This is a genomic window from Janthinobacterium sp. RA13 (assembly GCF_000745325.1).
Taxonomy (GTDB): Bacteria; Pseudomonadota; Gammaproteobacteria; order Burkholderiales; family Burkholderiaceae_D; genus Janthinobacterium; species Janthinobacterium rivuli.
Genome location: NZ_JQNP01000001.1, coordinates 5,183,786 through 5,207,874 on the forward strand (window position 1 = coordinate 5,183,786; position 24,089 = coordinate 5,207,874).

Consider the following 24,089-nt stretch of genomic DNA (forward strand, 5'->3'; position numbering starts at 1 on the left):
GTGTCTGGCGATCACTCGCCGCTCTTGTCCAGCGACACCGTCTTGCTCTCATCGACGGGCAGGCCGAAGATCTGGCGGTAGGCGGCGTAGAACGAGCAATGCATGATGATGGTCAAGATCATCGACAGCGGCATCATCAGTTGCATCATCAGCTGCGTGCGGCCAAAGATGATGGCTAGCAACTGGCTGGTGACGATGCTGATGGCGAACCAGGTGGCGGCGAAGACGATGAAGGCCGACAGCGAACGCCAGACGGCGAAAAAGCTGAAGAACAGCGCCTTGCCCAGGCTGACTTGTTTCCAGTAGATCAGCGGCGCGGCAAAGCAGAATGCCATGGCGGCCGGCACGTACAGCACGATGGCCAGCAGGATGCCCAGGCCCAGGCGCGATTCGGGGATGGCGGCGCGTGCCGCTTCTTCCGTCAATTGCCCTGTGACCAGTTTCCACAGCAAGCCATCATCGACCAGGGTCGAGGCGCCGATGGCGACGATGGCCATCAGGATGTACAGCACGCCCAGGCCGAACAGGGAAGGAAAAGCCGGCTTGCGGAAGCCCGAGATCAAGAGGCTGGGCAAGACGCGCTTGCCCTGGTCGATATTCAGGCAGCCTTGCACGAAGGCGACGGAAAAGACGGGGACGAGGATGACGGGCAGCAATTGGCCGAGCACGGGCACGATGCTGACGGCCAGCATGCAGAACATATAGCCGAGAAACAGCATCGACATGCCGCCAGGTTGCTTGCGAAACAGGGTAAAGCCTTGTTTCACCCATTGCCAACCTGTACTTGCAGGTAATTTTTCCATGTTTAAAACAGTTCCGGAGCAGGTGTGGCGATACGTTCGCGCAGAATGCGTTCGAAATGCGCCGGATCGTGCGGGGTCAGCATTTCCGCTTCGCGCGGCTGGTAATAATCGTACAGGCGCGACAGCCAGAAACGCAGCGCGGCGGCGCGCAGCATTGCTTGCCATGCCGTCTGTTCTTCCTGCGTAAACGGGCGCACGGCCTGGTAGGCGTCGAGCAGGGCGCGCACTCTTGCCGTATCGAGCACGCCCGTGGCCAGGTCCACGCACCAGTCGTTGACGGTGACGGCCACGTCGAACAGCCAGGTGTCGCAGCCGGCAAAGTAAAAGTCGAAAAAGCCCGTCAGTTGCTCGCCGTCAAACATGACGTTGTTGCGGAACAAGTCGGCATGTACGGGGCCGCGCGGGATGGCTTTATAGGTATCGCAGGCAGCAAAGGCGTCCTGAAAATGGATTTCCGCGCGCAGCAGATGCGCCCTGGCATCGTCGAGGTGGTGCAAGACCAGCGGCGTGGTGGTGTTCCACCAGTCCAGGCCACGCAGATTCGGCTGTTGCAGGGGGAAGTCCTGCGCCGCCAGGTGCATTTTTGCCAGCATGGCGCCGACAGCCGCGCAATGCACGGCTTGCGGCGCCATCTGCGAGCTGCCGTCGAGTTTGCTGACGATGGCGGCCGGCTTGCCTTGCAAGGCCGTCACCAGTTCGCCGTCCGCATTGGCGATCGGCGCCGGCACCAGCACGCCCCGGTCCGCCAAATGGCGCATCAGTTGCAGATAGAACGGCAATTGCTCGAAACTGAGGTTTTCAAAGATCGTCAGCACATACTCGCCGCGCTCCGTGCTCAGGAAGAAATTGCTGTTTTCGATGCCGGACGCGATGCCCTTGAGCGCCAGAGGTTTGCCGAGTGGAAATTGCGTGATCCACTGGCCGATATCGTCCAGGTGTAGCGCGGTAAAAACTGCCATGGGAAAGAGGGGAATGGTCTAAAAGGTCAAAAAAAGCCGGCTGCCCCGCAGGTGGCCGGGGCAGGGCAGAAGAGAGTGGCTGCTTACTTCGCTGGTGCGGGCGGCGCTGGCGCGTCCGCTGCCTCTTCGTCGCGTTGTTTCTGTTTCTTCTTGCCCAGGTCAAACTCCAGCACTTTCCATTGCGGGCCGCGCAGGGCGCCGCCGTGGGCCTGGTCGGCGCCAGCGGCCGGTTTCATGTAATACGTGCTGCCGCCGCTCGTCACTTTCACTTCGGACGTCACGCCCGCTTCGCGCTTTTCGGTGATCTGCTGCTTGGCCGCCGCTGGCGCCACGGTGATCGGTGCTTCGCCCATTTCCTCGATACGTTCGAGCTGGGGTGGCGCGTCGCTCGGTTTGGCCGGCGTCTGGGCGCTGGCAAGGGCCGAACATGCCAGCAGGGGCAGGGCGAGGAATGTCCAGAGTGTCGATGTACGCATCATGATGGGTTCGCTTCCATGTGTGGGACTGCAGCGCGTGCAGTGGTGTAATGCCGTCAATTTATCTATAAGGCATTGTAACAAACTGGTAGGCAATGCTGTTTAAATGGGTTGAAATCGGCCCAGGTGGCAGCCCGCACGCCCGCACGAGGCCGCCAGGGTGGCAAAAACAGCAAGAACGGCACGTGTGGCGGCCGGTGGCGCGGCCCTAAACTCTGCGATAATTGTGCGATATTCCGCCCGTTCGCCGCTGTGTCTTCCCGGCTGGCGCGGCTCACCTTATTTTATTGGCATTATGCAAAACACCCTGCTGTTAGTCGACGGTTCCAGTTACCTCTATCGTGCCTTCCATGCGCTGCCCGACCTGCGCAGCCCGGATGGCTATCCCACGGGCGCCATGCACGGCATGGTCAACATGCTGCGCCGTCTGCGCGCCGATTTCCCGGCCGCTTACATCGCCTGCGTGTTCGATGCCAAAGGTAAAACTTTCCGCGACGACATGTATCCCGAATACAAGGCCACGCGCGCCTCGATGCCGGACGACTTGCGCCTGCAGATCGAGCCGATCCACGAAGCCGTGCGCGCCATGGGCTGGCCTATTTTGATGGTCGACGGCGTGGAAGCGGACGACGTGATTGGTACTTTGGCCGTGCAGGCGGCTAGTGCCGGCATGAACGTGGTGGTGTCGACTGGCGACAAGGATCTGGCGCAGCTGGTCAACAGCCAGGTGATGCTGATCAATACCATGAGCAATGAAAAGCTCGACGAAGCGGCCGTGCTGGTCAAATTCGGCGTGCCGCCGAACCGCATCATCGATTATCTGTCGCTGATCGGCGATACCGTGGATAACGTGCCTGGCGTGTCGAAATGCGGCCCGAAGACGGCCGTCAAATGGCTGACCTTGTACGACAGTCTGGAAGGCGTGATGGAAAATGCGGCCAAGGTGGGCGGCGCCGTCGGTGAAAACCTGCGCACGGCCCTGCCATGGTTGCCGCAAGCGCGCGCCTTGATCACCGTCAAGACCGATTGCGATTTGTCGGAGCACATGACAACGATCGCCGACTCGCTGGTGGCAAAACACGAAGACAAGGAAGCGCTGCTGGCCTTCTTCAACCGCTACGGCTTCAAGGCCCTGCTGCGCGAATTGGGTGCGGCACCGCCGCCGATGTCGCCGGTCGGTGCGCCGGTTGCCGGCGGTGCTGTTGCCAACACGACGGGCGACATGTTTGCCGATGCCGCGCCAGCGGTGGAAGCCGTGTATGAAACCGTGCTGACGGATGAGCAGCTGGACAAATGGATCGCCCTCATCGATGCGGCGCCCTTGACGGCCGTCGACACGGAAACCACCTCGCTGGAACCGATGACGGCGCAAATGGTCGGCATTTCCCTTTCGGTGGCAGAGCACGCCGCCTGCTACATCCCGCTGGCCCACGATTACGCGGGCGCGCCGGAACAATTGACGCGCGAACACGTGCTGGCGAAACTGCGCCCGTGGCTGGAAGATGCCAACAAGCCCAAGCTGGGCCAGAACCTGAAATACGACAGCCATATCTTCGCCAACCATGGCGTGATTCTGCGCGGCATCGCCCACGATACCTTGCTTGAATCGTATGTGTTCGAGTCGCACAAGAAGCACGACATGGACAGCCTGGCCCTGCGCCACCTGAACTATACGACGATCCCGTTCGAGGACGTGTGCGGCAAGGGCGCCAAGCAGATCACGTTCAACCAGGTGGAAGTGGAGCAGGCGGCCAAATACGCTGCCGAGGATGCGGACGTCACCTTGCGCTTGCACAATGCCATGTGGGGCAATGTGGCCAACGATGAAAAACTCACCTTCATCTATGAAAAGATCGAGATGCCGACGGCTGTGGTCTTGCAAAAGATCGAACGCAACGGCGTGCTGATCGATGACGAATTGCTCAACATCCAGTCGGCCGAGCTGGCCGTCAAGATTTTGGAACTGGAAAAGAAGGCGTACGAACTGGCCGAGCAGCCGTTCAACCTCGGTTCGCCCAAGCAGATCGGTGAAATTTTCTTCGAGAAGTTGAAACTGCCGGTGGTCAAGAAAACCCCGACGGGCGCGCCATCGACGGATGAAGAAGTCTTGCAAAAACTGGCCGAGGATTATCCGCTGCCCAAAGTGCTGCTGGAATACCGCGGCATGGCCAAGCTGAAATCGACCTATACCGATAAATTGCCGAAGATGATCAACGTCACGACGGGACGCGTGCATACGAACTATGCGCAAGCCGTGGCGGTGACGGGTCGCTTGGCGTCGAACGACCCGAACTTGCAAAATATTCCCATCCGCAGCGCGGAAGGCCGGCGCATCCGCGAAGCGTTTATTGCGCCGCCCGGCAGCCACATCGTCTCGGCCGACTATTCGCAGATCGAATTGCGCATCATGGCGCATATCTCGGGTGATGAAGCCATGTTGCGCGCATTTGCCGACGGCATCGACATTCACCGCGCCACGGCCGCCGAGATCTTTGGCGTGCCGGCTGCGGAAGTGCAGAACGAACAGCGCCGCTACGCCAAGGTCATCAATTTCGGCTTGATCTACGGCATGAGCGCATTCGGTCTGGCCGGCAACCTGGGCGTGGACCGCACGGCCGCGCAAAGCTATATCGACCGATATTTCGCCCGTTTTTCCGGCGTGAAACAGTATATGGAAGACACGCGCCAGCAAGCCAAGGCGCGCGGCTACGTGGAAACCGTGTTCGGCCGCCGTTTGTGGCTGCCGGAAATCAATTCGCCAAACGGCCCGCGCCGCCAGGGTGCGGAACGGGCGGCGATCAACGCGCCGATGCAGGGTACGGCCGCCGACCTGATCAAGCTGGCCATGATCGCCGTGCAAGGCTGGCTGGAAACGGACAACTTGCAAACAAAAATGATCATGCAGGTGCACGATGAGCTGGTGCTGGAAGTGCCGGACGCCGAGCTGGAACTGGTCAAGCGCAAGCTGCCGGAACTGATGGCTGGCGTGGCCGAGTTGAAGGTGCCGCTGACGGCGGAAGTCGGAGTCGGCAAAAACTGGGACGAAGCGCATTAACCATCTGACATAGCGGCAATGACCGTAGGTCGGCTTAGCGCGCAGCGCGTAAGCCGACATTTTTTGTGAACACCCCCTTCAGGAGAAACGCATGAGCGACATGATCACCGATTGTGAAAGTTTGCTGGGCCAGAGCAGCTTGTCCGGGCCGGATGGCCGGCGTGGTTTCCTGAAGGTGGCGCTGGGTACGGGTTTTGCCGTGGCCGTGCTGCCCGTGGCGGCGCAAAACGTCATCAAGACGGATTCCGCCGGGCTTGTCACGGGCAGCATGTCGGTGATGGTCGATGGCCAGGCCGTGCCCGTGTACGCGGCGCAGCCGGAAGGCAAGACGGGTTTGCCCGTGGTACTGGTCATTTCGGAAATCTTTGGCGTGCATGAACATATCGCCGACATGGCGCGCCGCTTCGCCAAGCAGGGTTATCTGGCCCTGGCGCCTGATTTGTTCGTGCGCCAGGGCGATCCGACCAAGGTGGGCAGCATCCCGGAGCTGATGAAAGGCATCATCGCCAAGACGCCGGATGCGCAAGTGATGGCGGACCTCGATGCGGTGGTGGCGTGGGCGAAGCAGAATGGCGGCGACACGAGCCGCCTGGGCATCACGGGTTTCTGCTGGGGCGGGCGCATCACGTGGCTGTACGCGGCGCACAATCCGGCCGTCAAGGCGGGTGTGGCCTGGTACGGCCGCCTCGTGGGCGAACCGACTCCCTTGCAGCCGAGCAACCCCATCGATATCGCCGCCACCCTGAAGGTCCCCGTGCTGGGTTTGTATGGCGGCAAGGATACGGGCATCAGCCAGGAATCGATCGGCAAAATGAAGGATGCGCTGGCCAAGGGCGGCAACAAGTCGGAATTCGTCGTGTATCCCGATGCGGGCCACGCCTTCAATGCCGATTACCGCCCCAGCTATGTGGCGGCCGATGCGAAAGACGGCTATGCGCGCTGCCTGGCCTGGTTCAAGCAGCACGGCGTGGCGTGATCTGCAACAGAAAAACACCGCATTTCCCAGAAGTTAACGCGAAAGGTGCACCGGGCTGTAAAATGCCCGCTGCGCGCCAATGCAGTACAATTGCATCTTCATCGCGCGACGCTGCCGCCAGACGCGCAAATGTAAACAATAGATAACAACGCATTCATCAGGCCAGACGCCAGCATCGCGGGCGCCAGTGACCCGGCGCCATTTTGAGGTAAGAAAATCATCGATCCCGTCCTTATATCCATTTTGCTCGCGACCACGATCGCGGGCGTGTTGAGCATTACCGCGGCGGCGATCTTTTCGTTTGCATTCCTGTCCAAAGTGGTCGAGCGCATGGTCAGCTTGTCCGTCGGCATCATGTTGTCGACGTCCTTGCTGCACGCCTTGCCCGAAGCGTTTGAATCGCAGGCGGACCCGCGCAGCCTGTTCGCCACCCTGCTGGCGGGCTTGCTGGCCTTTTTCATGCTGGAAAAATTCGCCATCCTGCGCCATTCGCACCACCACGAAGGCGATGGACACCACCATGCGCACGGCCACGACAAGCACGAGGCGGGCAAGGCCGGCTGGATGATTCTCGTCGGCGACGGCATGCACAACTTTACGGACGGCATCCTGATCGCCGCCGCCTTCCTGGCCGACCCGAAGCTGGGCCTGGTGACGGGCCTGGCCATCATCGCGCATGAAATCCCGCAGGAAATCGGCGATTTTATCGTGCTGCTCAACGCCGGCTTCTCGCGCCTGCGTGCCTACATCTTCAATCTGCTGTGCAGCCTGATGGCGGTGGCGGGCGGCCTGCTCGGCTATTTCACCCTGGACCGCGCCAGCAATCTGATTCCTTACGTGCTCGTGTTCGCCTCGTCCGGTTTCATCTACATCGCCTTGAGCGACCTGATGCCGCAGATGCAGCGCCGCGCCACCCTGCGCGAAACCATTCCGCAAGTGCTCTTGATCGCGCTGGGCGTGTGCATCGTGCTGTTCCTGACGCACAAGCGCCACGGCGGTTGATGTACTGACTGTGTGGGTGTAGTATTGCCTTTCTGACTAACTTGCACAGAAAGGAGGAAAATATGGAAATTTTTATGCTCGCCCTATGGGATGCGCGTTCTTTAAGCACATTTGCCAGCTCTTGCCCACGTTCTATCGCGCTGCGATAACCTGGCCAGAGCAAAGTTACCCTCCTCCACGAGTCCTTTCCTGGTACTCCGTTGTCGTTAGCGCTCCTGTTAACGCGGATGCTTGCATCCCGAACAAAGACAAGAGCCATGACTACCCTTATCTCGACACAAGCTTTACAACTGGATACCCACGACGGTTTTCTGTTCAACGAACTCGCCTTTACCTTGCGCCAGGGCGACCGCATCGGCCTGATCGGTCACAATGGCTGCGGCAAATCCACCTTGCTGGGTCTGCTCAGCGGCACGCGGGAAGCCACGTCCGGCACCATCCACTACGCCCGTGCCTGCCGCTTGCAGCATGTGGAACAGCATTTGCCGGCGGAACTTGCCAGCCTGAGCCTGTACGACGCCTTGCTGGCGCCCGTGCTGGAGCAGCCGGAACTGCATTGGCGGGTCGACAGCCTGCTGGCTGAACTGGGTTTCGACCAGGAAACCGCGCAAGTGCCCGTGCATTCTTTATCCGGCGGCCAGCACACGCGGCTGCTGCTGGGACGGGCCCTGCTGCAGGAACCGAACGTGCTGCTGCTCGACGAACCGAGCAATCACCTGGATTTGCCGTCGCTGCTGTGGCTGGAGCAATTCCTGCTGGCCTGGCGCGGTGCCTTCATCCTCGTCTCGCACGACCAGCGCCTGCTCGACAATGTTGCCACGCGCAGCTGGATCTTGCGCGATAGCCGCCTGTACGACTTCGACTTGCCGTGCGGCCCCGCGCTGGCGGCGCTGGCCGAAGCCGATCTTGCCGCGGCCGCCCGCTATGCGGCCGAACAGAAGGAAATCGACCGCCTGTCGGCCAGCAGCGCCCGCCTGGCCCTGTGGGGCCGCACCTATGACAATGAAGACCTGGCGCGCAAGGCCAAGACCATGCAGCGGCGCATTGATAAATTGAAGGATGTGCAATCGTTCGTCAGCGACGGCGCGCCGTGGTGCTTGAGCCTGCGCGGCAAGGCGTTGGCGGCCGACCAGCTGCTGGCGCTGGACGAACTCGATGTGCGCGCCGTGCCCACGTCTGCCGTACTATTCCGGGTCGGCCAGCTGTGGCTGAAACCGGGTGACCGCATCGCCTTGCTGGGCGCCAACGGCAGCGGCAAGTCGTCCTTGTTGCGCCTGTTCTGGCAAGCGATCCAGGCGCAGGACGAGCGGCCTGACTTGCGCTACCACAAGGCGGCCAACATCGGTTACTACGACCAGTCGCTCAAGCAACTGGCGGACGATGCGGATTTGTCCGACGCCCTGTACCCGTTTGCCGTGCAAAACGAGGCTGCCCGCAGCCAGGTGGCGCGCAAGCAGGCCTTGATTGCGGCTGGCTTTCCGTATGCGCGCCATGGCCAGACGGTAGCGACCCTGAGCGGCGGCGAGCGGGCGCGGCTGCTATTCCTGGGGCTGTCGCTGGCCAGCTACCACTTGCTGCTGCTGGATGAACCGAGCAACCACCTGGACATGCAGGGCAAGGCGGAACTGGGGCAAGCGCTGCTCAGCTTTGCTGGCGGCTGTTTATTGGTCTCGCACGACCGCGACCTGATCGAGACGGCGTGCAACCGTTTTTGGGTGGTAGCCGATGGCGGGCTGGAAGAGTGGCCGGATGCGGCCAGCGCGTATGCACGGCTGAGCGCGGAAGATGGGCAAGCGCTGACGCCCGCGCCAAGAGTGGAGCGTGCATCCGCGGTACTGGCGGACCTCGACGTGCAGCTGGAGCGCTTGTGCGAACTGGAGCAATTGCTGGCCGAGGACCTGGCCCGCAAGCCGCGCCACCAGAAACCGGCCAGCCAGCAGGCGTGGCTGGCGGAACTGGAACGTTTGAATCAAGCGCTGGGGATAACGTCGTAGTTATCCACTGGTAAGAAAATGGCGGACCAGTTGGTCCGCCATTTTTTAATTCCCCGTCGCCACAGGCCGCGCCGGATCGGCGCACCATTCGCTCCACGAGCCCGGATACAGGGCCGCGCCAGGTAAACCTGCCACTTCCAGGGCCAGCAGGTTGTGGCAAGCCGTCACGCCGGAGCCGCATTGCAGCACGGCCGCTTGCGGTGCGTCAAACAATGCGCTGAAATCGCGCTGCAGTTCGTCCGCGCTTTTGAAGCGGCCGTCCGCTTGCAAGTTATCCTTGAAAAAACGGTTTTTCGCGCCGGGGATATGGCCGCCGACGGGGTCGATGGTTTCGTTTTCGCCGCGATAACGGTCGGGTGCCCGCGCGTCGATGACGGTCAAGGCCTGGGTTTCCAGGTTGGCGATGACGTCCTGCACGCTGACTGTGCGCGTCAGGCTGGCTTTTTCCGTGAGGTTACCAACAGGGCGGGGCGCCACGGGCGTGACCAGTGGCAAGCCTTGCGCCTGCCAGGAGGCCAGGCCGCCGTCGAGCACGGCGACTGCCGGGTGGCCGAGCCAGCGCAGCAGCCACCACACACGGGCGGCGAACATGCCGCCCTGGCCGTCATAGGCGATCACTTGCGTGTCGTCATTGATTCCCCAGCCGCGCAGAGTGGCCAGCAGGGCGTTGCGCTCGGGCAAGGGGTGGCGGCCCGTAAATGCCGCACCGCGCGCCGTCTTGGGGCCGGACAGGGCCGTGTCGATATCGGCGAACTGCGCGTTCTGGATATGGCCGGCGGCAAACGCGTCGCTGCCGGCGGTCGGGTTGAGCAAGTCGTGGCGGCAATCGAGGATGACCCAGTTGCTGTCGTTCAGGTGGCTGGCCAGTTCGCTGGCCTGTAACAAGGTGGTGTACATCGGAAACGCTCCTTTACACTTCGCTGGCAATCGGATCCGTGCGCGCGATCGCCGCGCCACGGGCCGTGTTGCGGGTATTGTAATAGGTTGCCGCGATGCCGGACGCGAGAATGATGCCGATGCCGGCCCAGCCGTGCCAGTCGAACAGGTCGCCGAAGATCACCACGCCCCAGAAGCTGGAAAAGACGATGCCCGTGTATTGCAAGTTCGCCACCACGAGGGTCTTGCCCAGGCGATAGGCGCGCGTCATGGCCATCTGCGCCATGGTGGCGCACAGGCCGATGGCGGCCAGCAAGCCGATGCCATAGCCGCTCGTGTGCGCGTGCCAGACGACAGGGCCGCCGCCGGCGCTGGCCACGTGGCCGATCACGCCGGCCAGGAAGTTGACGACCGAGAAATAAAACACGACCCGGTATTCGGGTTCGCCCAGCAAGCCCAGTTTGCGCACTTGCAAATAGGCGAGGGCCGACAGCATGCCGGAAATCAAGGCCGTGATGGCGCCGGCCGCCTGGTCCGTTTCGAACACGGGTTGCAGCAGCAGGGTCACGCCGACAAAGCTCATGGCAATGGCCGCCACCAGCGGCCACTCGACTTGTTTTGTTGCTTTCCACCAGCCGCCGGCCAGCAGGATCACGGCGATCCAGATGGGCGCCATATAGTTGAGCGTCATGGCCGTGGCCAGCGGCAGGATGGCGATGGCATAAAACCACAGCCACAGGGCGATCACGCCCACCACGCCGCGCCACAGATGCTGGCCCGGCATCGTGGTTTTAAAACTGCCGCCCTGGTACAAAATCGTGCAGCTCATGACGGTCATGCCGATGATGCCGCGGTACATGACGATTTCGGACGTTGAATACATATCCGACGCCAGTTTGACGCACACGCCCATGATGGCGAACATGAAACTGGCAAATAGCATCCAAAGCGATTGCATGAGAAATCCTGATGATGAAAAAGAAAAGGCCGCGCAATGCGGCCCTGGAGGGAATTATAGTTCGATATTATTGCGGTACCACTCGTGGAAATGCTGCATGCCATCTTCCATGGGCGACTGGTAAGGGCCCACTTCGCTCACGCCGCGCGCCATCAGGGCCTTGCGGCCGGCGTCCATGCGCAGGGCGATTTCATCGTCCTCGACGCAGGTTTCCATGTAGGCGGCCCGTTCCGCTTCGACGAAGTCGCGCTCGAACAGCACGATTTCTTCCGGATAATAGAACTCGACCACGTTGCGCGTCTTTTGCGGACCGTCGGGCCACAGGGTCGAGACGATCAGCACGTGTGGATACCATTCGACCATGATGTTCGGATACAGGGTCAGCCAGATGGCGCCATACGGTGGCGCTTCGCCGCCACGGAATTGCAGCACCTGCTCCTGCCACTTCTTGTAGGCGGGCGAACCGGCCTGTTGCAAGCCGCGGTGCACGCCCACGGTTTGCACGCTGTAATCCTTGCCGAATTCCCAGCGCAGGTCGTCGCAGCTGACGAAGCTGCCCAGGCCCGGATGGAACGGTTCGACGTGATAGTCTTCCAGATAGACTTCGATGAAGGTTTTCCAGTTGTAGTCGCACTCGTGGATTTCCACGTGGTCGAACATGTAACCGGAAAAATCGAGTTCTTTCGAGACGGACAAATCTTTCAATTTTTCCATCACGTTGTAGCCATTTTGCTCGAACAGCAAGCCATTCCAGCTTTGCAGCGGCGTTTTTGACAGGTTCAGGCACGGCGTCTCGGGGAAATGCGGCGCGCCGATCAGTTCGCCCTTGAGGTCGTAGGTCCAGCGGTGCAGCGGGCAGACGATGTTGTTTGCATTGCCGCGGCCATTGAACATCAGCGCCTGCCGGTGGCGGCACACGTTGGACAGCACTTCGATGCCATTGGCGTTGCGCACGAGCATGCGCCCTTCGTTCTCAGACGCCAGGGTCGCAAAATCGCCGGTTTCCGGCACCATTAGCTCATGCCCGACATAGCGCGGGCCGGCTTGGAACAATTGCTGCATTTCACGCTGCAACAGCGTTTCGTCAAAATAGACGTGGACCGGAAGTTGCGCGTTTGAGCGCGCCAGCTTGGCGTGAGTAGCCAGATCGGACATCCCAACCCCCCATAAATGTACAACGGTCAGCAGTGCCCCAGGCCATTCCCTGGGCAGCCGCTACAGAGAGAAAGAATCCGCAAAGACCTGAATTCAAATTTGTTGAAACGGTATTTCGGACAGAACCGGCGATTATAGCGCGTATCGGCCTCGGCATTGCCAAAACCCCCCGGCAAATAATGACTTTAATGAGAAACATTGTCATTTGGCGCGCAATTTCCGGTAGATGGGGGCGATTGCGCTAAAATTCACTGCCAAGCTGGCAACGCTATTGACTTTGAGCGCGCCGATTGCGCTTTAGTTTTCACTTAATAGTGTGGTTTGTTCTAAAATAACGCTTCTATGCTGGCCGGGAATCCCCGGCGTCTCCCTACAAGCCCCTCGTGCCACGAAGAGATCTGAGTCTATGTCGAAGAAATTAACTGCCGCTGCCGCAGCGCCGGCCTCGTTTGAAGAGGCGATGGCGGAACTGGCGCAGCTGGTAACGCAAATGGAAGCGGGCCAGTTGCCGCTGGAAGCATCGGTCGCGGCCTACCAGCGCGGCTCGGAACTGGTCAAGTATTGCGCTACCCAGCTCGACAGTGTCGAAGCGCAGGTGAAAGTACTCGAAGGCGACATGTTGAAACCGTTCGTGGATGCCGGCGAGGCCGCACTATGATGGCCAGCGTGCAACAAGACGGCGTGACCTTCGGCGACTGGATGCAAGCGACCCAGTCCGGCGTGGAAGCTCGGCTCGACCAGTTCCTGCCGGCGGCGGACGTCGTGCCGCACAAGCTACACGCGGCCATGCGCTATGCGCTGCTCGGTGGCGGCAAGCGCGTGCGCCCGCTGCTGGTGATGGCGGCTGGCGAATTGTTTGATGCCGATCAAGATACCCTCGCGCGCGCCGCTTGCGCGCTGGAAATGATTCACGTGTATTCGCTCGTGCATGACGACATGCCGTGCATGGATGATGATGCCTTGCGCCGTGGCAAACCCACCGTGCACATCGCCTACGATGAAGCGACGGCCCTGCTGGTCGGCGACGCCCTGCAATCGCAGGCCTTCATGCTGCTGGCCGAAGGCGCGGCCATTGCGCCGGCGCGGCAAATGGCCATGGTGCGCCTGCTGGCACAGGCTTCCGGGTCTAGCGGCATGTGCGGCGGCCAGGCGATCGACCTCGACAGCGTCGGCCTGGCCTTGACCTTGCCGCAGCTGGAACAGATGCATCAACTCAAAACGGGCGCCTTGCTGCGCGCGGCCGTGATTCTCGGCGCGCTGGCCGGCAAGGACTTGACGCCAGACGACATGACGGCGCTGAACGCGTATGCGCGCGCCGTCGGGCTGGCGTTCCAGGTGGTCGACGACGTGCTCGACGCCACGGCCGATTCGGCCACCCTGGGCAAGACGGCAGGCAAGGATGCGGCCGCCAACAAGCCCACTTACGTATCGATACTGGGGCTGGAACCATCGAGAGCCCTGGCAGAACAATTGCGGTGCGACGCCCATGCGGCGCTGGCGCCATTCGGGGACAAGGCACGCCGTCTGCGCGAGCTGGCAGACCTGGTCGTGCAGCGGAAGGCATAAATGAAACTGTTAGAAACCATCAATGAACCAGCGCAAGTGCGCAAGCTGGCCCGCTCGCAACTGGTGCCGCTGGCGCAGGAATTGCGCGGCTTCCTGCTCGATTCCGTTTCCAAGACGGGCGGCCACCTGTCGTCCAACCTGGGCACGGTCGAGCTGACCGTCGCGCTGCATTACGTGTTCAACACGCCGCACGACCGCATCGTGTGGGACGTGGGCCACCAGACCTATTCGCACAAGATCCTCACGGGCCGCCGCGAGCGCATGCATACCCTGCGCCAGAAAGACGGCATTTCCGGCTTCCCTAAACGCGACGAGAGCGAATACGACACCTTCGGCACGGCGCACTCGTCGACGTCGATCTCGGCCGCGCTGGGCATGGCGCAGGCCGCCAAGATCAAGGGCGACCCGCTGCACGCGATCGCCGTGATCGGCGACGGCTCGATGACGGCCGGCATGGCCTTCGAAGCGATGAACAATGCTGGCGTGCAGGAAGACGTCAATCTGCTGGTGATTTTGAACGACAACGACATGTCGATCTCGCCGCCCGTCGGCGCGCTGAACCGCCACCTGGCGCGCTTGATGTCGGGCCAGTTCTATGCGGCCGCGAAAAATGTCGGCAAGTCCGTCTTGCCCGGCCCCGTGCTGGAGCTGGCGAAGCGCTTTGAAGAGCACGCCAAAGGCATGGTCGTGCCCGCCACCATGTTCGAGGAATTCGGTTTTAACTATATCGGCCCCATCGATGGCCACGACCTCGATTCGCTGATCCCGACCTTGCAAAACATCAAGCAATTGAAGGGCCCGCAATTCCTGCACGTGGTCACCAAGAAGGGGCAAGGCTACAAGCTGGCCGAGGCGGAACCGATCCTGTACCACGGCACGGGCAAGTTCAATCCGGCGGAAGGCATCAAGCCAGCCACGGCGCCGGCCAAGATGACGTACACCGAAGTGTTCGGCAACTGGCTGTGCGACATGGCCGCGCACGACAAGCGCCTGGTGGGCATCACGCCGGCCATGCGCGAAGGCTCGGGCATGGTCAAGTTCGAACAGCAATTCCCGAACCGCTATTTCGACGTCGGCATCGCCGAGCAGCATTCCGTGACCTTCGGCGCGGGCTTGGCTTGCGAAGGCTTGAAACCCGTCGTGGCCATCTATTCCACGTTCCTGCAGCGCGCCTACGATCAATTGATCCACGATGTGGCCCTGCAAAACCTGGACGTGACGTTCGCGCTGGACCGGGCCGGCCTGGTGGGTGCCGATGGCGCCACGCACGCGGGCAACTACGACATGGCGTTCCTGCGCTGCATCCCGAACATGGTCGTCATGGCCGCGTCGGACGAAAACGAATGCCGCCAGATGCTCACCACGGGTTACCACTATCCGGGCCCGGCCGCCATCCGCTATCCGCGCGGCGCCGGTGCGGGCGTGGCCATCGTGCCGGAACTGACCAGCATCGAGATCGGCAAGGGCGAGCTCAAGCGCCACGGCAAGCGCATCGCCATCCTCGCCTTCGGCTCGATGGTGGCGCCGAGCGTGGCGGCGGGCGAGAAGCTCGACGCGACGGTCGCCAACATGCGCTTCGTCAAGCCGCTCGACGTGGCGCTGGTGAAACAGCTGGCTGCGGAACACGATTACCTGGTGACGGTGGAAGAGGGCTGCATCATGGGCGGCGCCGGTTCGGCCGTGGCCGAAGCGCTGGCGGCGGAAGGGATCGTCAAGCCGATCCTGATGCTGGGTTTGCCAGACGTCTTCATCGACCATGGCGACCCCGTGCAGTTGCTGAAAAGCGTGGGTCTCGATGCGAACGGCATCGCCGCGTCGATCGAGCAGCGTTTTGGCGGCACGCAGCCGCGCCTGGCCGCCGTCAGCTAAGTTTGCCTGCATATTGAGAAGCGGCACTGCGGTGCCGCTTTTTTTGGCTCTGTCATCGGCAAGTAGGGGAAATGCCGGAATCTTCCTGTGACCGTGCTGTCTGACTCTGCATACCCACCCTGCAGGAGCAGATCATGCGGCCAGCCGAATGGATCACCTTGATTGCGCAGTTTGCTCAGTTGAGCCAGCGTCAGCGGCAAGCAAGCATTGCCCTGCTGTGTGGCAGCGCGCCACACGACGCGACCGTCGCGCTGCTGGAAAGTGTGGCCCAACCGCGATTGGCCTGTCCCGCCTGCCATTCAGACCACTTGCACCGGCATGGCCATGCGCACGGTTTGCAGCGCTACCGCTGCGTGTCCTGCGGCCGCACCTTCAATGCCTTGACGGGCACGCCGCTGGCCCGCTTGCGCCACAAGGCGCTGTGGCTCGATTATGCCGATTACCTGCTGGCATCGGATTCCGTGCGCAAGGCGGCGTTACAGCTGGGCGTACACCGCAACACGATGTTCCGCTGGCGCCACCGGTTTTTGTCGTTGGCAAAGACGGACAGACCGCATGGTTTGCACGGCATTGCCGAAGCCGACGAGTTATATCTGCTGGAATCGGAAAAGGGATCCAGAAACATGACGCGTCCGGCGCGCCGCCGGGGCGGCCATGCCCACAAGCGCGGCATTTCCAATGAACAGGTCTGCATCCTGGTGGCACGCGACCGCACGGGGCAGACGCTCGATTTTGTCACGGGGAAAGGGGCGTTGACGAAAGCGCAGCTGCATCATTGCTTGTTGCCTGTCATCGACAAGGACGTGCTGCTGGTGACTGATGGCCATGCCGCCTACCGGGCCTTTGCGAGGGAAGCGGGCATCAGCCACCAGGCCGTCAACTTGCGCGCCGGCATCCGCGTGCAGGGCGCCGCCCATGTGCAGAACGTCAATGCCTATCACAGCCGTTTGCGGCAATGGCTGGGTCCGTTTCATGGCGTGGCGACGCGCTACCTGCCGAACTACCTGGGATGGCGCTGGATACTCGACGCCAGGCGTATCCGCTCACCGGAAACGTTATTGAAAGCAACGCTGGGCGCATTCCCACATTTGACGGTGACATAGCCTTTTTTTTCGTCCGCAGGAATTTTACGCTGCACTGCAACATTTTCTGCCGGGGAATGCTACGATGACGCTTTGATACCCTTTCAAAGTCCAACTTGCATTTCAGGAAACTTCACCGCCGTTCGCGCGCACTGGCCGGCCGCTGGCTGACGGGCATGCACGCCTATACCGATACCCTGGCGCAGCGCCGTCCCCTGTGGATGGTCAGCCTGGCCATCGATGAAACGAATCTGTCCGAGGGACTGCGGGCCGCTTGCGCCTCGAGCGCCATGCTGCTGCTGGGCCTGCTGTTCGACCACCCCGATTTTTCCTGGGCCGCCATCGGCGCCTTCTGGACGTGCCTGGCCGACGCGGCCGGCACGCGGCGCATGCGCTTCGTCTCGATGGTGGGCTTCGGCTTGCTGTCGACGGTCGCTGGCGGCCTGACGGCGCTGGCGGCCGGGCATGGCGTGGCGACGGCGGCTATCGCCGTGCTGCTGTTTTCCTGGGCAGGCGCGCTGGCGCGCATCTGGGGTGCGGCCACGGCGCAGGTGGCCATCCTGGCGGCCACGGCCTGCGTGGTGATGGTCACGCACCCATTGGAATCGATGACGCAGACGGCGCCTTTCCTGGGCCTGTACATGTTCGGCTGCCTGTTCGCCACCGTGCTCAGTTTTACCGTCTGGCGCATCCACCCGTTCAGCCCGGCCAGACGCGCCATCCGTGCCGCGTATTCGCGCCTGGCCGGCATCGCGCGCGACAATGCGCGTTTCCTCGAACATGACGCCGCGCAGGCGGGTGTTGCCGCGCATGGCGCCAGCTACCGTTCGCAGGCGCGCGCCGCGCTGGAAGCGGCGCGGGTGGCGCTGGCCGCCGTGCCCCCGGCGCGCGCGGGACGCAGCGCCCTGTACGACAACCTGCTGCTGGCGCTCAGCGATGCCGAGCGCATCTTCGCCTATCTGATCGCCGTCACGCATACGTGCGAGCGCGAGCAGCAGCGCCTGCGCCAGGACCCGCGCGCGCGGCGCAGCCTGGAAGTGATGGCCGTGCTGCTGCGCCGCCTGGGGCAAGCCGTGCAGCGCCAGCCGGCAACGCCGCCGCTGGCATTGCAGCGCCGCCTGGCGGGCTGCGGAAGGCGCCTGGAGGCGGCGCTGGGCGCCTTGCTGCCCTTGCGCCTGAACGTGGATTTCATGGAACTGGGCTTGCCGCGCGCGGCGCAGCTGCCGTGGCGCGAGGCCGCTTTCCTGGCGCTGGGGCAGGCGTGGCAAACGGCGAAAGTCAACGCCACGCCGCAGTCGCTGAGCTGGCGCCATGCGGCGCGCGTGTCGCTGGCGACGACGGCCGGCTTCCTGCTGGTCGAGGCCTTGCATATTCCGTTCGGCTACTGGGCCACCATGGCGACCCTGCTGATACTGCAGCCGTCCGTGTCGACCACCTGGCCGCGCGGCATCGAGCGCGTCGCGGGCAGCGTGCTGGGCGCCGTGCTGGCCGTGCTGATCGGCCTGGTCATTTACACGCCGCTCGGCATCTCGCTGGTGGTGTTTCCCCTGATTGTCGCCACCATGGCCTTGCGCCGTGTCAGCTACAGCCTGCACGTGCTGTTCATGACGCCCGCCTTCGTACTGGTGGCCGACTATGCGGCGCCGGCCAGCGAGATGGTGTACGCCATGAGCCGCCTGGGCAACAATGTGCTCGGCTGCGTGCTGGCCTTGCTGGCCACGTTTTTCCTGTGGCCGGACCGCGAGGCGGACGACCTGGATCAGCGCCTGGCGCAAGCCGTGTCGGCCAACCTGAAATACTTGCTGGCCGTGCTGGCCGCCGGTGGTAAATGGGACAGCGCCATCGCGCGCCTGCGCCGCGAGGCTGGGCTGGCCAGCAATAACGCGGAACAGGTGCTGCAGCGCTTGCGCATCGAGCGCCGCCTGGACCGCAGCAGTGGCGTGGGCCTGGCGGCGCTGCGCACCTTGCCGCTGCTGCGCCGCGTGGCAGGCAGCACGGCGCGCATCAGCCTGAGTCCCCAGGCCGAGCCGGCGCCGCCCGCATTGCAACGGTGGATTGCCGAGGTCAGCGGGGAAATCGATGCCTTGCTGCGCGGTGAAGCCACTGCCGGCGCGCCTGGCCCGTGTCTTGCCGACAGCCTGACGCCGCTGCAAGCCGATGCCGTGGCCCAGGTGCAGCTGCTGCGCGGCTTGCTGCGCGAGCATGTGCTGGCGGTCGATAGCGCGGTGACATCCTCGCGCTAACGGATGGCCGCTCGGCCGGTTGCGCCCGCAACCGGCCTTTTTCTGCTTGCGGCGCCGATATTGTATAGACGTTTGACGCCTGCCAATCTCTCCAAATTCCACATTTCACGGGCTTTCCCGATATATTTTCCAAACTGGAAATTTATCGAAAGGAAACGTTGACTCTAAAATAAGTGCGGTCTATATTCGTTTTCGTAGCAAGCAAAGACGAAATCTGTATGGATTTTTTACGACTGATCTGACGCGATTGCCGGCTTTGCCTGGTGCAATCGCCAACATGGAGAGTAGTAAATGAAAAAGATTGCCGCGTTTATTTTTACCCTGGGACTGAGCGCTTCCTATGCCATCGCCTCCGATATCGACTGCTATAGCTGCGAGGAGGAACTGCGGGAATGCAAGATGGTGTATGGCGACAGATCCCCATTGTGCAGCAACAATTACAAAGCCTGCCTGAGAGCCTGCCAAGCCGGCGCCTGATAGCTGTTTTTGCATTGCGAGGCGGCCGGCAAGCGCATGCTGCACCGGTCGCCCTCGATTCTTGACGCCTCTGACAATACTTATGATGCAGAAAAAAATTAAAACCATTGCCATGTATGGCTTGATACTGGCCGCCGGCCTGGGCAGCGGTTATGGCCTGTCCCTGTTGCCCGGCTTGCTCAAGTCGAATTACACAGAGGGCAATTACGCCGCGTATTTCCCGAACGCCCAGACGAAAGTGGTGTTGTACGGCACGGACTGGTGCGGCTATTGCGCCAAGACGCGCGCGTACTTCAAGGAAAACAAGATCGATTTCGCCGATCTTGATATCGAAAAATCCCCGGAAGCACGAAAAGCCCATGAAGCACTCGGTGGCGGCGGCGTGCCCGTGGTGTTGATCGGCAACCGCAAGATCCAGGGTTTCAATACGGGCGCGCTGGAAGCGGCGCTGAAGAAAATCTGACGTTTCAATCGTTAACTCGAAAGGCTGACCATGTTCAAAAAGATTGCCGCGTTCCTGTTTGCCGCCGGCGCCGCGTTGTCCTTCAGTGCCCAGGCATTTGGCCCTGACTGCACCTTTGTCTGCGAACGCAACCTGCTCGATTGCGTGGAATTCGGCCAGCCGGCCTGCATGGAAAATTATCAGGCTTGCCAGAAGGAATGCCTGCATCCGCCACGTCATTGACGCGCGGAGGCAATACCGGCTTATCGATGGCGCGTAAGAGACGGCGCGCCATGGCTGTTACTCATCGTCTGTCAATTCAACAGGAGTGCTTATGTTTAAAAAACTGGGTTTCTTTTTGTTTGCCATGGGCGTCAGCGCCTCGTATGCGATCGCTGGCGGCGGCGATTTGGAATGCTATCTCACCTGCGATGACAATCTGGAGCAGTGCATGATTAAAAATCCGATGTCGCCAGGTATCTGCAATAAGGCATACATGCTGTGCAATGACCGCTGCGCTCCAGACTTGCCGTAAATTACCGGCCTGCCAGTATCCTGGAAGGTCTGGCTGAATCACCTCATCCGTCCGCAGTCCCTCGTTTCTACAAAGGAGTACTTATGTTCAAAAAGCTGGGTTTCTTTTTGTTTGCCATGGGCGTCAGCGCCTCGTATGCGATCGCCGGCGGCGGCGAGCCGGAATGCTATTCGCAGTGTGACGACGATCTGGTGCAGTGCATGACGGATCATCCGACGGCACCAGGCGCGTGCACCAAGATTCACCGGATGTGCACTAAAAGCTGCGATCCATACTTGCCGTAAATGATGATTGCCGGCTGGCCAGTACGCTGGTCAGACCGGCATAGGCCGCTTTAACCCCGCGTGCGGTCATGCCGCCACAACACGTCGCTGCCGCCGGCAAAGCGGTTGAGCACGCGCGACAGCACGAACAGCAGGTCGGACAGGCGGTTCACGTACTGGCGCGGATGCTCGTGCAGTGGTTCCGCATTGGCCAGCGCGACGATGCTGCGCTCGGCGCGGCGGCACACGGTGCGGCATACATGCGCGAGCGAGGCGGCGCGCGAGCCGGCCGGCAGGATGAATTCGGAGAGCGCCGGCAAGTCCGCATTGTATTTCGCCAGCAGGTCGTCGAGGCGCAGCACGTGTTCTTCCTTGATCAGCTGGTAGCCGGGGATACAGATTTCTCCGCCCAGGTCGAAAAGGTCGTGCTGGATGGCCACCAGATCCTCGCGCAAGGCGTCGGGCATGGCCTCGCACAGCAGCAGTCCCAGATTCGAATTGAGTTCGTCCACGTCGCCCATGGCATGGATGCGGGCGCTGTCCTTGCTGGTGCGGCTGCCGTCGCCCAGGCCGGTGCTGCCATTGTCGCCCGTGCGCGTGGCGATTTTCGAAAGTCGGTTGCCCATGATGCTGATCCTGTAAAGAAGAATGGGGGCAGCATACGACACCGCGCGCCGCCTGGCCCTGCATTTGCCCGCCATTGTGACAAAAAATGCGCTGCACGCCACGTTTGTGCTTACAATCGTTGCACGCCCATGCTCATTTGTCCTCCATCTTATGCTCAATACCGCTCCTGAATCCGGATTGACCGCCGCGCGCCAGCAAGCCGTCGTCGCTGCCCTGCTGGCCGTGCTGCCGGCACGCTGCGTGCTGTCCGAGGCCGAAGATACGCGCCCGTATGAATGCGATGGCCTGGCCGCCTACCGCCAGCTGCCGATGGTGGTGACCCTGCCGGACACGGAAGAACAGGTCATCGCCATCCTCGGCGTCTGCCGTGCATTGAAGGTGCCGATCGTGCCGCGCGGCGCCGGCACGGGCTTGTCGGGCGGCGCCTTGCCGATCGCCGATGGCGTGGTGCTGTCGACGGCGCGTTTGAACCGCATCGTGCGCGTCGACGCGTATGCCCGCATCGCCGTGGTGCAGCCGGGCGTGCGCAACCTGGCCATCTCCGAAGCGGCGGCGCAATATGCCTTGTATTACGCGCCCGATCCATCCTCGCAGATCGCCTGCAGCATCGGCGGCAACGTGGCGGAAAACTCGGGCGGCGTGCATTGCCTGAAATACGGCCTGACCGTGCACAATGTACTGCGCGTGCGCGTCGTCACCATCGCTGGCGACGTGCTGGAACTGGGCGGCGAATGCCTCGACGCTCCGGGCCTCGACCTGCTGGCCGTCTTCATCGGCTCCGAAGGCATGCTCGGCATCGTCACGGAAGTGACCGTGAAACTGATACCGAAGCCTGCTACGGCCAGAGTCATCATGGCGTCGTTCGGCGACGTCGTCACGGGTGGCAATGCGGTGGCCAACGTGATCGCCGCCGGCATCATCCCGGCCGGGCTGGAAATGATGGACCAGACGTCGTCGCGCATGGTCGAACCGTTCGTCAAGGCCGGCTACGACATCGACGCGGCCGCCATTTTGCTGTGCGAAGCGGATGGCACGCACGAGGAAGTGGAAGAGGAAATCGCGCGCATGACGGCCGTGCTGGAAGGGGCGGGCGCCAGCGCGATTGCCGTGTCGCAGTCGGAAGCGGAGCGCATGAAATTCTGGTCCGGCCGCAAGAACGCCTTTCCCGCCGCCGGTCGCATCTCGCCCGATTACTACTGCATGGACGGCACCATCCCGCGCAAGAAACTGGCGGAAGTGTTGACGGGTATCGCCGCCATGGAAACGACGCATGGCTTGCGCTGCGCCAACGTGTTCCACGCAGGCGACGGCAATCTGCATCCCTTGATCCTGTTCGACGCCAACATGCCCGGCGAATTCGAGCGCGCAGAAGCGTTTGGCGCCGACATCCTGGCCCTGTGCGTGGCCGTGGGCGGCACCATCACGGGCGAGCATGGCGTGGGCATGGAAAAGATCAATTCCATGTGCGTGCAATTTACGCGCGCCGAACTCGATGCCTTCTTCGCCGTCAAGCGCGCCTTCGATCCCCATGCCTTGCTGAACCCGGACAAGGCGATTCCCACCTTGAACCGCTGCGCCGAATTCGGCAAGATGCATGTGACGGCGGGGCGCCTGCCGTTCGCCAACCTGCCCCGTTTTTAATCCGCCGGAGACTCTTTTGCAAGCAATCGTGGAACAATTCAGGCAGCAGATCCTGGCGGCCAGCGCGGCGGGCAGCCCCTTGCGCCTGCGCGGCGGCGGCACGAAAGACTGGTATGGACAGCAGCTCGAAGGCGAGGTGCTCGACACGCGCGCGTATGCGGGCATCATCGACTATGAACCGACGGAGCTGGTGATCACGGCCCGCTGCGGCACGCCGCTGGTGGAAATCGAGGCGGCGCTGGGCGCGCGCAACCAGATGCTGGCGTTCGAGCCGCCGCACTTCGGCGCTGGCGCCACGGTGGGCGGCGTCGTCGCCAGCGCCTTGTCCGGCCCGCGCCGGGCCAGCGCGGGGGCCTTGCGTGATTTCGTGCTGGGCGCCGTGCTGATGGATGGCCATGGCGAACGCCTGGCCTTTGGCGGACAGGTGATGAAAAACGTGGCCGGCTACGATGTCTCGCGCCTGCTGGCGGGGTCCCTGGGCACCTTGGGCCTGATCCTGGAAGTGTCGCTGAAGGTGCTGCCCTTGCCGCTGCGCGAAGCGACGTTCCGCGTGGCCTGCGCGGAAATCGCCGCCTTGCGCATGCTCAATGAGTGGGCGGGCAAGCCGCTGCCGATATCGGCCAGCTGCTGGCACGATGGCGTGTTGACGGTGCGCCTGTCCGGCGCCGAGGCGGCTGTCTCGGCGGCCCTGCAATCGCTGGGAGGCGAAGTGCTGACGCACGATGACGCGGCCGCCTTCTGGCTGGCCGTGCGCGAGCAAACGCACGCATTCTTCGCGGGCGCGGGCAGCCTGTGGCGCTTGTCGCTGCCGCCGCACGCCAGCGCCATGATTTTAAAGGGGCGCCAGCTGATCGAGTGGGGCGGGGCGCAGCGCTGGCTCAAGCTCGATGGCGACGCCGATGCGGCCAGCAGCGCGCAGATTCGCCAGGCCGTGGCGGCCGCCGGCGGCCACGCCACCCTGTTTCGCGGCGGCGACAAGGCCGTGGGCGTATTCCACCCGCTGGCGCCCGCCATCGCCACCATCCACCAGCGCCTGCGGCTGGCTTTCGACCCGGCCGGCATCTTCAACCCGCACAGAATGGATTGAGCG

Annotated in this window: 23 protein-coding genes; 16 read left to right on the top strand and 7 right to left on the bottom strand. The window is 62.3% G+C overall.

Features of this window, described 5'->3' with window-relative positions:
• Window positions 1-11: 11 nt before the first annotated feature.
• From FG13_RS22955 to FG13_RS22965, 3 genes are all read right to left on the bottom strand, one after another.
• Window positions 12-803 (bottom strand): BPSS1780 family membrane protein, encoded by a 792-nt coding sequence (locus FG13_RS22955; protein WP_035824635.1) that lies wholly within the window; start codon window positions 801-803, stop codon window positions 12-14.
• Between the two features lie 2 nt (window positions 804-805).
• Window positions 806-1,762, bottom strand: coding sequence for a homoserine kinase (locus FG13_RS22960; protein WP_035824637.1), 957 nt, complete (start codon window positions 1,760-1,762; stop codon window positions 806-808).
• 83 nt (window positions 1,763-1,845) lie between these two features.
• Entirely contained in the window at window positions 1,846-2,241 is a 396-nt protein-coding gene (locus tag FG13_RS22965; RefSeq protein WP_035824640.1) for a hypothetical protein, read from the bottom strand.
• A 292-nt stretch (window positions 2,242-2,533) separates the two neighbouring features.
• Here FG13_RS22965 and polA point away from each other — a divergent pair, with 292 nt between their 5' ends.
• The 4 genes from polA to FG13_RS22985 all read left to right on the top strand — a co-directional run bounded on the left by polA (window position 2,534) and on the right by FG13_RS22985 (window position 9,265).
• Complete coding sequence (gene polA, locus FG13_RS22970) at window positions 2,534-5,293, top strand: DNA polymerase I (protein WP_035824642.1); 2,760 nt, start codon at window positions 2,534-2,536, stop codon at window positions 5,291-5,293.
• Between the two features lie 91 nt (window positions 5,294-5,384).
• Window positions 5,385-6,269 carry a dienelactone hydrolase family protein gene (locus FG13_RS22975; RefSeq protein WP_035824644.1) on the top strand — a complete coding sequence of 295 codons (885 nt, stop codon included), beginning with the start codon at window positions 5,385-5,387 and terminating at the stop codon, window positions 6,267-6,269.
• Between the two features lie 243 nt (window positions 6,270-6,512).
• Window positions 6,513-7,271: a ZIP family metal transporter gene (locus tag FG13_RS22980; protein ID WP_051959370.1), complete on the top strand. Its 759-nt coding sequence runs from the start codon at window positions 6,513-6,515 to the stop codon at window positions 7,269-7,271.
• A 257-nt stretch (window positions 7,272-7,528) separates the two neighbouring features.
• A complete protein-coding gene (locus FG13_RS22985; RefSeq protein WP_035824647.1) occupies window positions 7,529-9,265 on the top strand; it encodes an ABC-F family ATP-binding cassette domain-containing protein in 1,737 nt (578 codons plus the stop codon).
• 45 nt (window positions 9,266-9,310) lie between these two features.
• Here the strand turns inward: FG13_RS22985 and FG13_RS22990 are convergent, their stop codons facing one another.
• Genes FG13_RS22990 through FG13_RS23000 form a run of 3 tightly spaced genes read right to left on the bottom strand, consistent with a single transcriptional unit; the run spans window position 9,311 to window position 12,254 of the window.
• Complete coding sequence (locus FG13_RS22990) at window positions 9,311-10,162, bottom strand: sulfurtransferase (RefSeq protein ID WP_035824651.1); 852 nt, start codon at window positions 10,160-10,162, stop codon at window positions 9,311-9,313.
• A gap of 13 nt (window positions 10,163-10,175) precedes the next feature.
• Window positions 10,176-11,099: a DMT family transporter gene (locus FG13_RS22995; protein WP_035824654.1), complete on the bottom strand. Its 924-nt coding sequence runs from the start codon at window positions 11,097-11,099 to the stop codon at window positions 10,176-10,178.
• Between the two features lie 54 nt (window positions 11,100-11,153).
• Window positions 11,154-12,254, bottom strand: a complete 1,101-nt coding sequence (locus FG13_RS23000) for an aromatic ring-hydroxylating oxygenase subunit alpha (protein ID WP_035824656.1) — start codon at window positions 12,252-12,254, stop codon at window positions 11,154-11,156.
• A 406-nt stretch (window positions 12,255-12,660) separates the two neighbouring features.
• On the opposite strand from FG13_RS23000, the gene FG13_RS23005 reads away from it, so the two are divergent.
• The 10 genes from FG13_RS23005 to FG13_RS23050 all read left to right on the top strand — a co-directional run bounded on the left by FG13_RS23005 (window position 12,661) and on the right by FG13_RS23050 (window position 20,752).
• Window positions 12,661-12,912 carry an exodeoxyribonuclease VII small subunit gene (locus FG13_RS23005; protein ID WP_010394784.1) on the top strand — a complete coding sequence of 84 codons (252 nt, stop codon included), beginning with the start codon at window positions 12,661-12,663 and terminating at the stop codon, window positions 12,910-12,912.
• The gene (locus FG13_RS23010) at window positions 12,909-13,820 is read left to right on the top strand and encodes a polyprenyl synthetase family protein (protein ID WP_235211792.1); all 912 of its coding nucleotides are present in this window, start codon (window positions 12,909-12,911) and stop codon (window positions 13,818-13,820) included. Before FG13_RS23005 ends, FG13_RS23010 begins: the two co-directional genes overlap by 4 nt.
• Window positions 13,821-15,689, top strand: a complete 1,869-nt coding sequence (gene dxs / locus FG13_RS23015; protein ID WP_035824660.1) for a 1-deoxy-D-xylulose-5-phosphate synthase — start codon at window positions 13,821-13,823, stop codon at window positions 15,687-15,689.
• 134 nt (window positions 15,690-15,823) lie between these two features.
• Complete coding sequence (locus FG13_RS23020) at window positions 15,824-16,792, top strand: IS1595 family transposase (protein WP_035824663.1); 969 nt, start codon at window positions 15,824-15,826, stop codon at window positions 16,790-16,792.
• Between the two features lie 155 nt (window positions 16,793-16,947).
• On the top strand, window positions 16,948-19,014 hold the full coding sequence (locus FG13_RS23025; RefSeq protein WP_051959652.1) for an FUSC family protein: 2,067 nt from the start codon (window positions 16,948-16,950) through the stop codon (window positions 19,012-19,014).
• A gap of 291 nt (window positions 19,015-19,305) precedes the next feature.
• Entirely contained in the window at window positions 19,306-19,491 is a 186-nt protein-coding gene (locus tag FG13_RS23030) for a hypothetical protein (RefSeq protein WP_035824665.1), read from the top strand.
• Window positions 19,492-19,573: 82 nt separating this feature from the next.
• Complete coding sequence (locus FG13_RS23035; RefSeq protein ID WP_035824666.1) at window positions 19,574-19,954, top strand: glutaredoxin family protein; 381 nt, start codon at window positions 19,574-19,576, stop codon at window positions 19,952-19,954.
• A 30-nt stretch (window positions 19,955-19,984) separates the two neighbouring features.
• Window positions 19,985-20,176 (top strand): hypothetical protein, encoded by a 192-nt coding sequence (locus tag FG13_RS23040; RefSeq protein WP_035824668.1) that lies wholly within the window; start codon window positions 19,985-19,987, stop codon window positions 20,174-20,176.
• 91 nt (window positions 20,177-20,267) lie between these two features.
• Window positions 20,268-20,468 (top strand): hypothetical protein, encoded by a 201-nt coding sequence (locus FG13_RS23045; protein ID WP_035824671.1) that lies wholly within the window; start codon window positions 20,268-20,270, stop codon window positions 20,466-20,468.
• Between the two features lie 83 nt (window positions 20,469-20,551).
• Window positions 20,552-20,752, top strand: a complete 201-nt coding sequence (locus tag FG13_RS23050; RefSeq protein ID WP_035824673.1) for a hypothetical protein — start codon at window positions 20,552-20,554, stop codon at window positions 20,750-20,752.
• Window positions 20,753-20,802: 50 nt separating this feature from the next.
• On the opposite strand, the gene FG13_RS23055 is transcribed toward FG13_RS23050, so the two are convergent.
• Window positions 20,803-21,357 carry a cob(I)yrinic acid a,c-diamide adenosyltransferase gene (locus tag FG13_RS23055; RefSeq protein WP_035824675.1) on the bottom strand — a complete coding sequence of 185 codons (555 nt, stop codon included), beginning with the start codon at window positions 21,355-21,357 and terminating at the stop codon, window positions 20,803-20,805.
• A 151-nt stretch (window positions 21,358-21,508) separates the two neighbouring features.
• Here FG13_RS23055 and FG13_RS23060 point away from each other — a divergent pair, with 151 nt between their 5' ends.
• Window positions 21,509-22,999 carry an FAD-linked oxidase C-terminal domain-containing protein gene (locus tag FG13_RS23060; protein WP_035824678.1) on the top strand — a complete coding sequence of 497 codons (1,491 nt, stop codon included), beginning with the start codon at window positions 21,509-21,511 and terminating at the stop codon, window positions 22,997-22,999.
• 25 nt (window positions 23,000-23,024) lie between these two features.
• Window positions 23,025-24,086, top strand: coding sequence for a glycolate oxidase subunit GlcE (gene glcE, locus FG13_RS23065; RefSeq protein WP_235211854.1), 1,062 nt, complete (start codon window positions 23,025-23,027; stop codon window positions 24,084-24,086).
• Window positions 24,087-24,089: the final 3 nt, after the last annotated feature.

Bases quoted from the DNA above. Each gene is read 5' to 3' on its own strand.
- FG13_RS22965 (WP_035824640.1), bottom strand. From the start codon at position 2,241: ATGATGCGTACATCGACACTCTGGACATTCCTCGCCCTGCCCCTGCTG.
- FG13_RS22960 (WP_035824637.1), bottom strand. From the start codon at position 1,762: ATGGCAGTTTTTACCGCGCTACACCTGGACGATATCGGCCAGTGGATC.
- dxs (WP_035824660.1), top strand. From the start codon at position 13,821: ATGAAACTGTTAGAAACCATCAATGAACCAGCGCAAGTGCGCAAGCTG.
- FG13_RS22990 (WP_035824651.1), bottom strand. From the start codon at position 10,162: ATGTACACCACCTTGTTACAGGCCAGCGAACTGGCCAGCCACCTGAAC.
- FG13_RS23045 (WP_035824671.1), top strand. From the start codon at position 20,268: ATGTTTAAAAAACTGGGTTTCTTTTTGTTTGCCATGGGCGTCAGCGCC.
- FG13_RS22975 (WP_035824644.1), top strand. From the start codon at position 5,385: ATGAGCGACATGATCACCGATTGTGAAAGTTTGCTGGGCCAGAGCAGC.
- FG13_RS23025 (WP_051959652.1), top strand. From the start codon at position 16,948: ATGCACGCCTATACCGATACCCTGGCGCAGCGCCGTCCCCTGTGGATG.
- FG13_RS23005 (WP_010394784.1), top strand. From the start codon at position 12,661: ATGTCGAAGAAATTAACTGCCGCTGCCGCAGCGCCGGCCTCGTTTGAA.
- FG13_RS23020 (WP_035824663.1), top strand. From the start codon at position 15,824: ATGCGGCCAGCCGAATGGATCACCTTGATTGCGCAGTTTGCTCAGTTG.
- FG13_RS22995 (WP_035824654.1), bottom strand. From the start codon at position 11,099: ATGCAATCGCTTTGGATGCTATTTGCCAGTTTCATGTTCGCCATCATG.
- FG13_RS22955 (WP_035824635.1), bottom strand. From the start codon at position 803: ATGGAAAAATTACCTGCAAGTACAGGTTGGCAATGGGTGAAACAAGGC.
- FG13_RS22985 (WP_035824647.1), top strand. From the start codon at position 7,529: ATGACTACCCTTATCTCGACACAAGCTTTACAACTGGATACCCACGAC.
- FG13_RS23055 (WP_035824675.1), bottom strand. From the start codon at position 21,357: ATGGGCAACCGACTTTCGAAAATCGCCACGCGCACGGGCGACAATGGC.
- FG13_RS23035 (WP_035824666.1), top strand. From the start codon at position 19,574: ATGATGCAGAAAAAAATTAAAACCATTGCCATGTATGGCTTGATACTG.
- FG13_RS23000 (WP_035824656.1), bottom strand. From the start codon at position 12,254: ATGTCCGATCTGGCTACTCACGCCAAGCTGGCGCGCTCAAACGCGCAA.
- FG13_RS23060 (WP_035824678.1), top strand. From the start codon at position 21,509: ATGCTCAATACCGCTCCTGAATCCGGATTGACCGCCGCGCGCCAGCAA.
- polA (WP_035824642.1), top strand. From the start codon at position 2,534: ATGCAAAACACCCTGCTGTTAGTCGACGGTTCCAGTTACCTCTATCGT.
- FG13_RS23010 (WP_235211792.1), top strand. From the start codon at position 12,909: ATGATGGCCAGCGTGCAACAAGACGGCGTGACCTTCGGCGACTGGATG.
- FG13_RS23030 (WP_035824665.1), top strand. From the start codon at position 19,306: ATGAAAAAGATTGCCGCGTTTATTTTTACCCTGGGACTGAGCGCTTCC.
- FG13_RS23040 (WP_035824668.1), top strand. From the start codon at position 19,985: ATGTTCAAAAAGATTGCCGCGTTCCTGTTTGCCGCCGGCGCCGCGTTG.
- FG13_RS23050 (WP_035824673.1), top strand. From the start codon at position 20,552: ATGTTCAAAAAGCTGGGTTTCTTTTTGTTTGCCATGGGCGTCAGCGCC.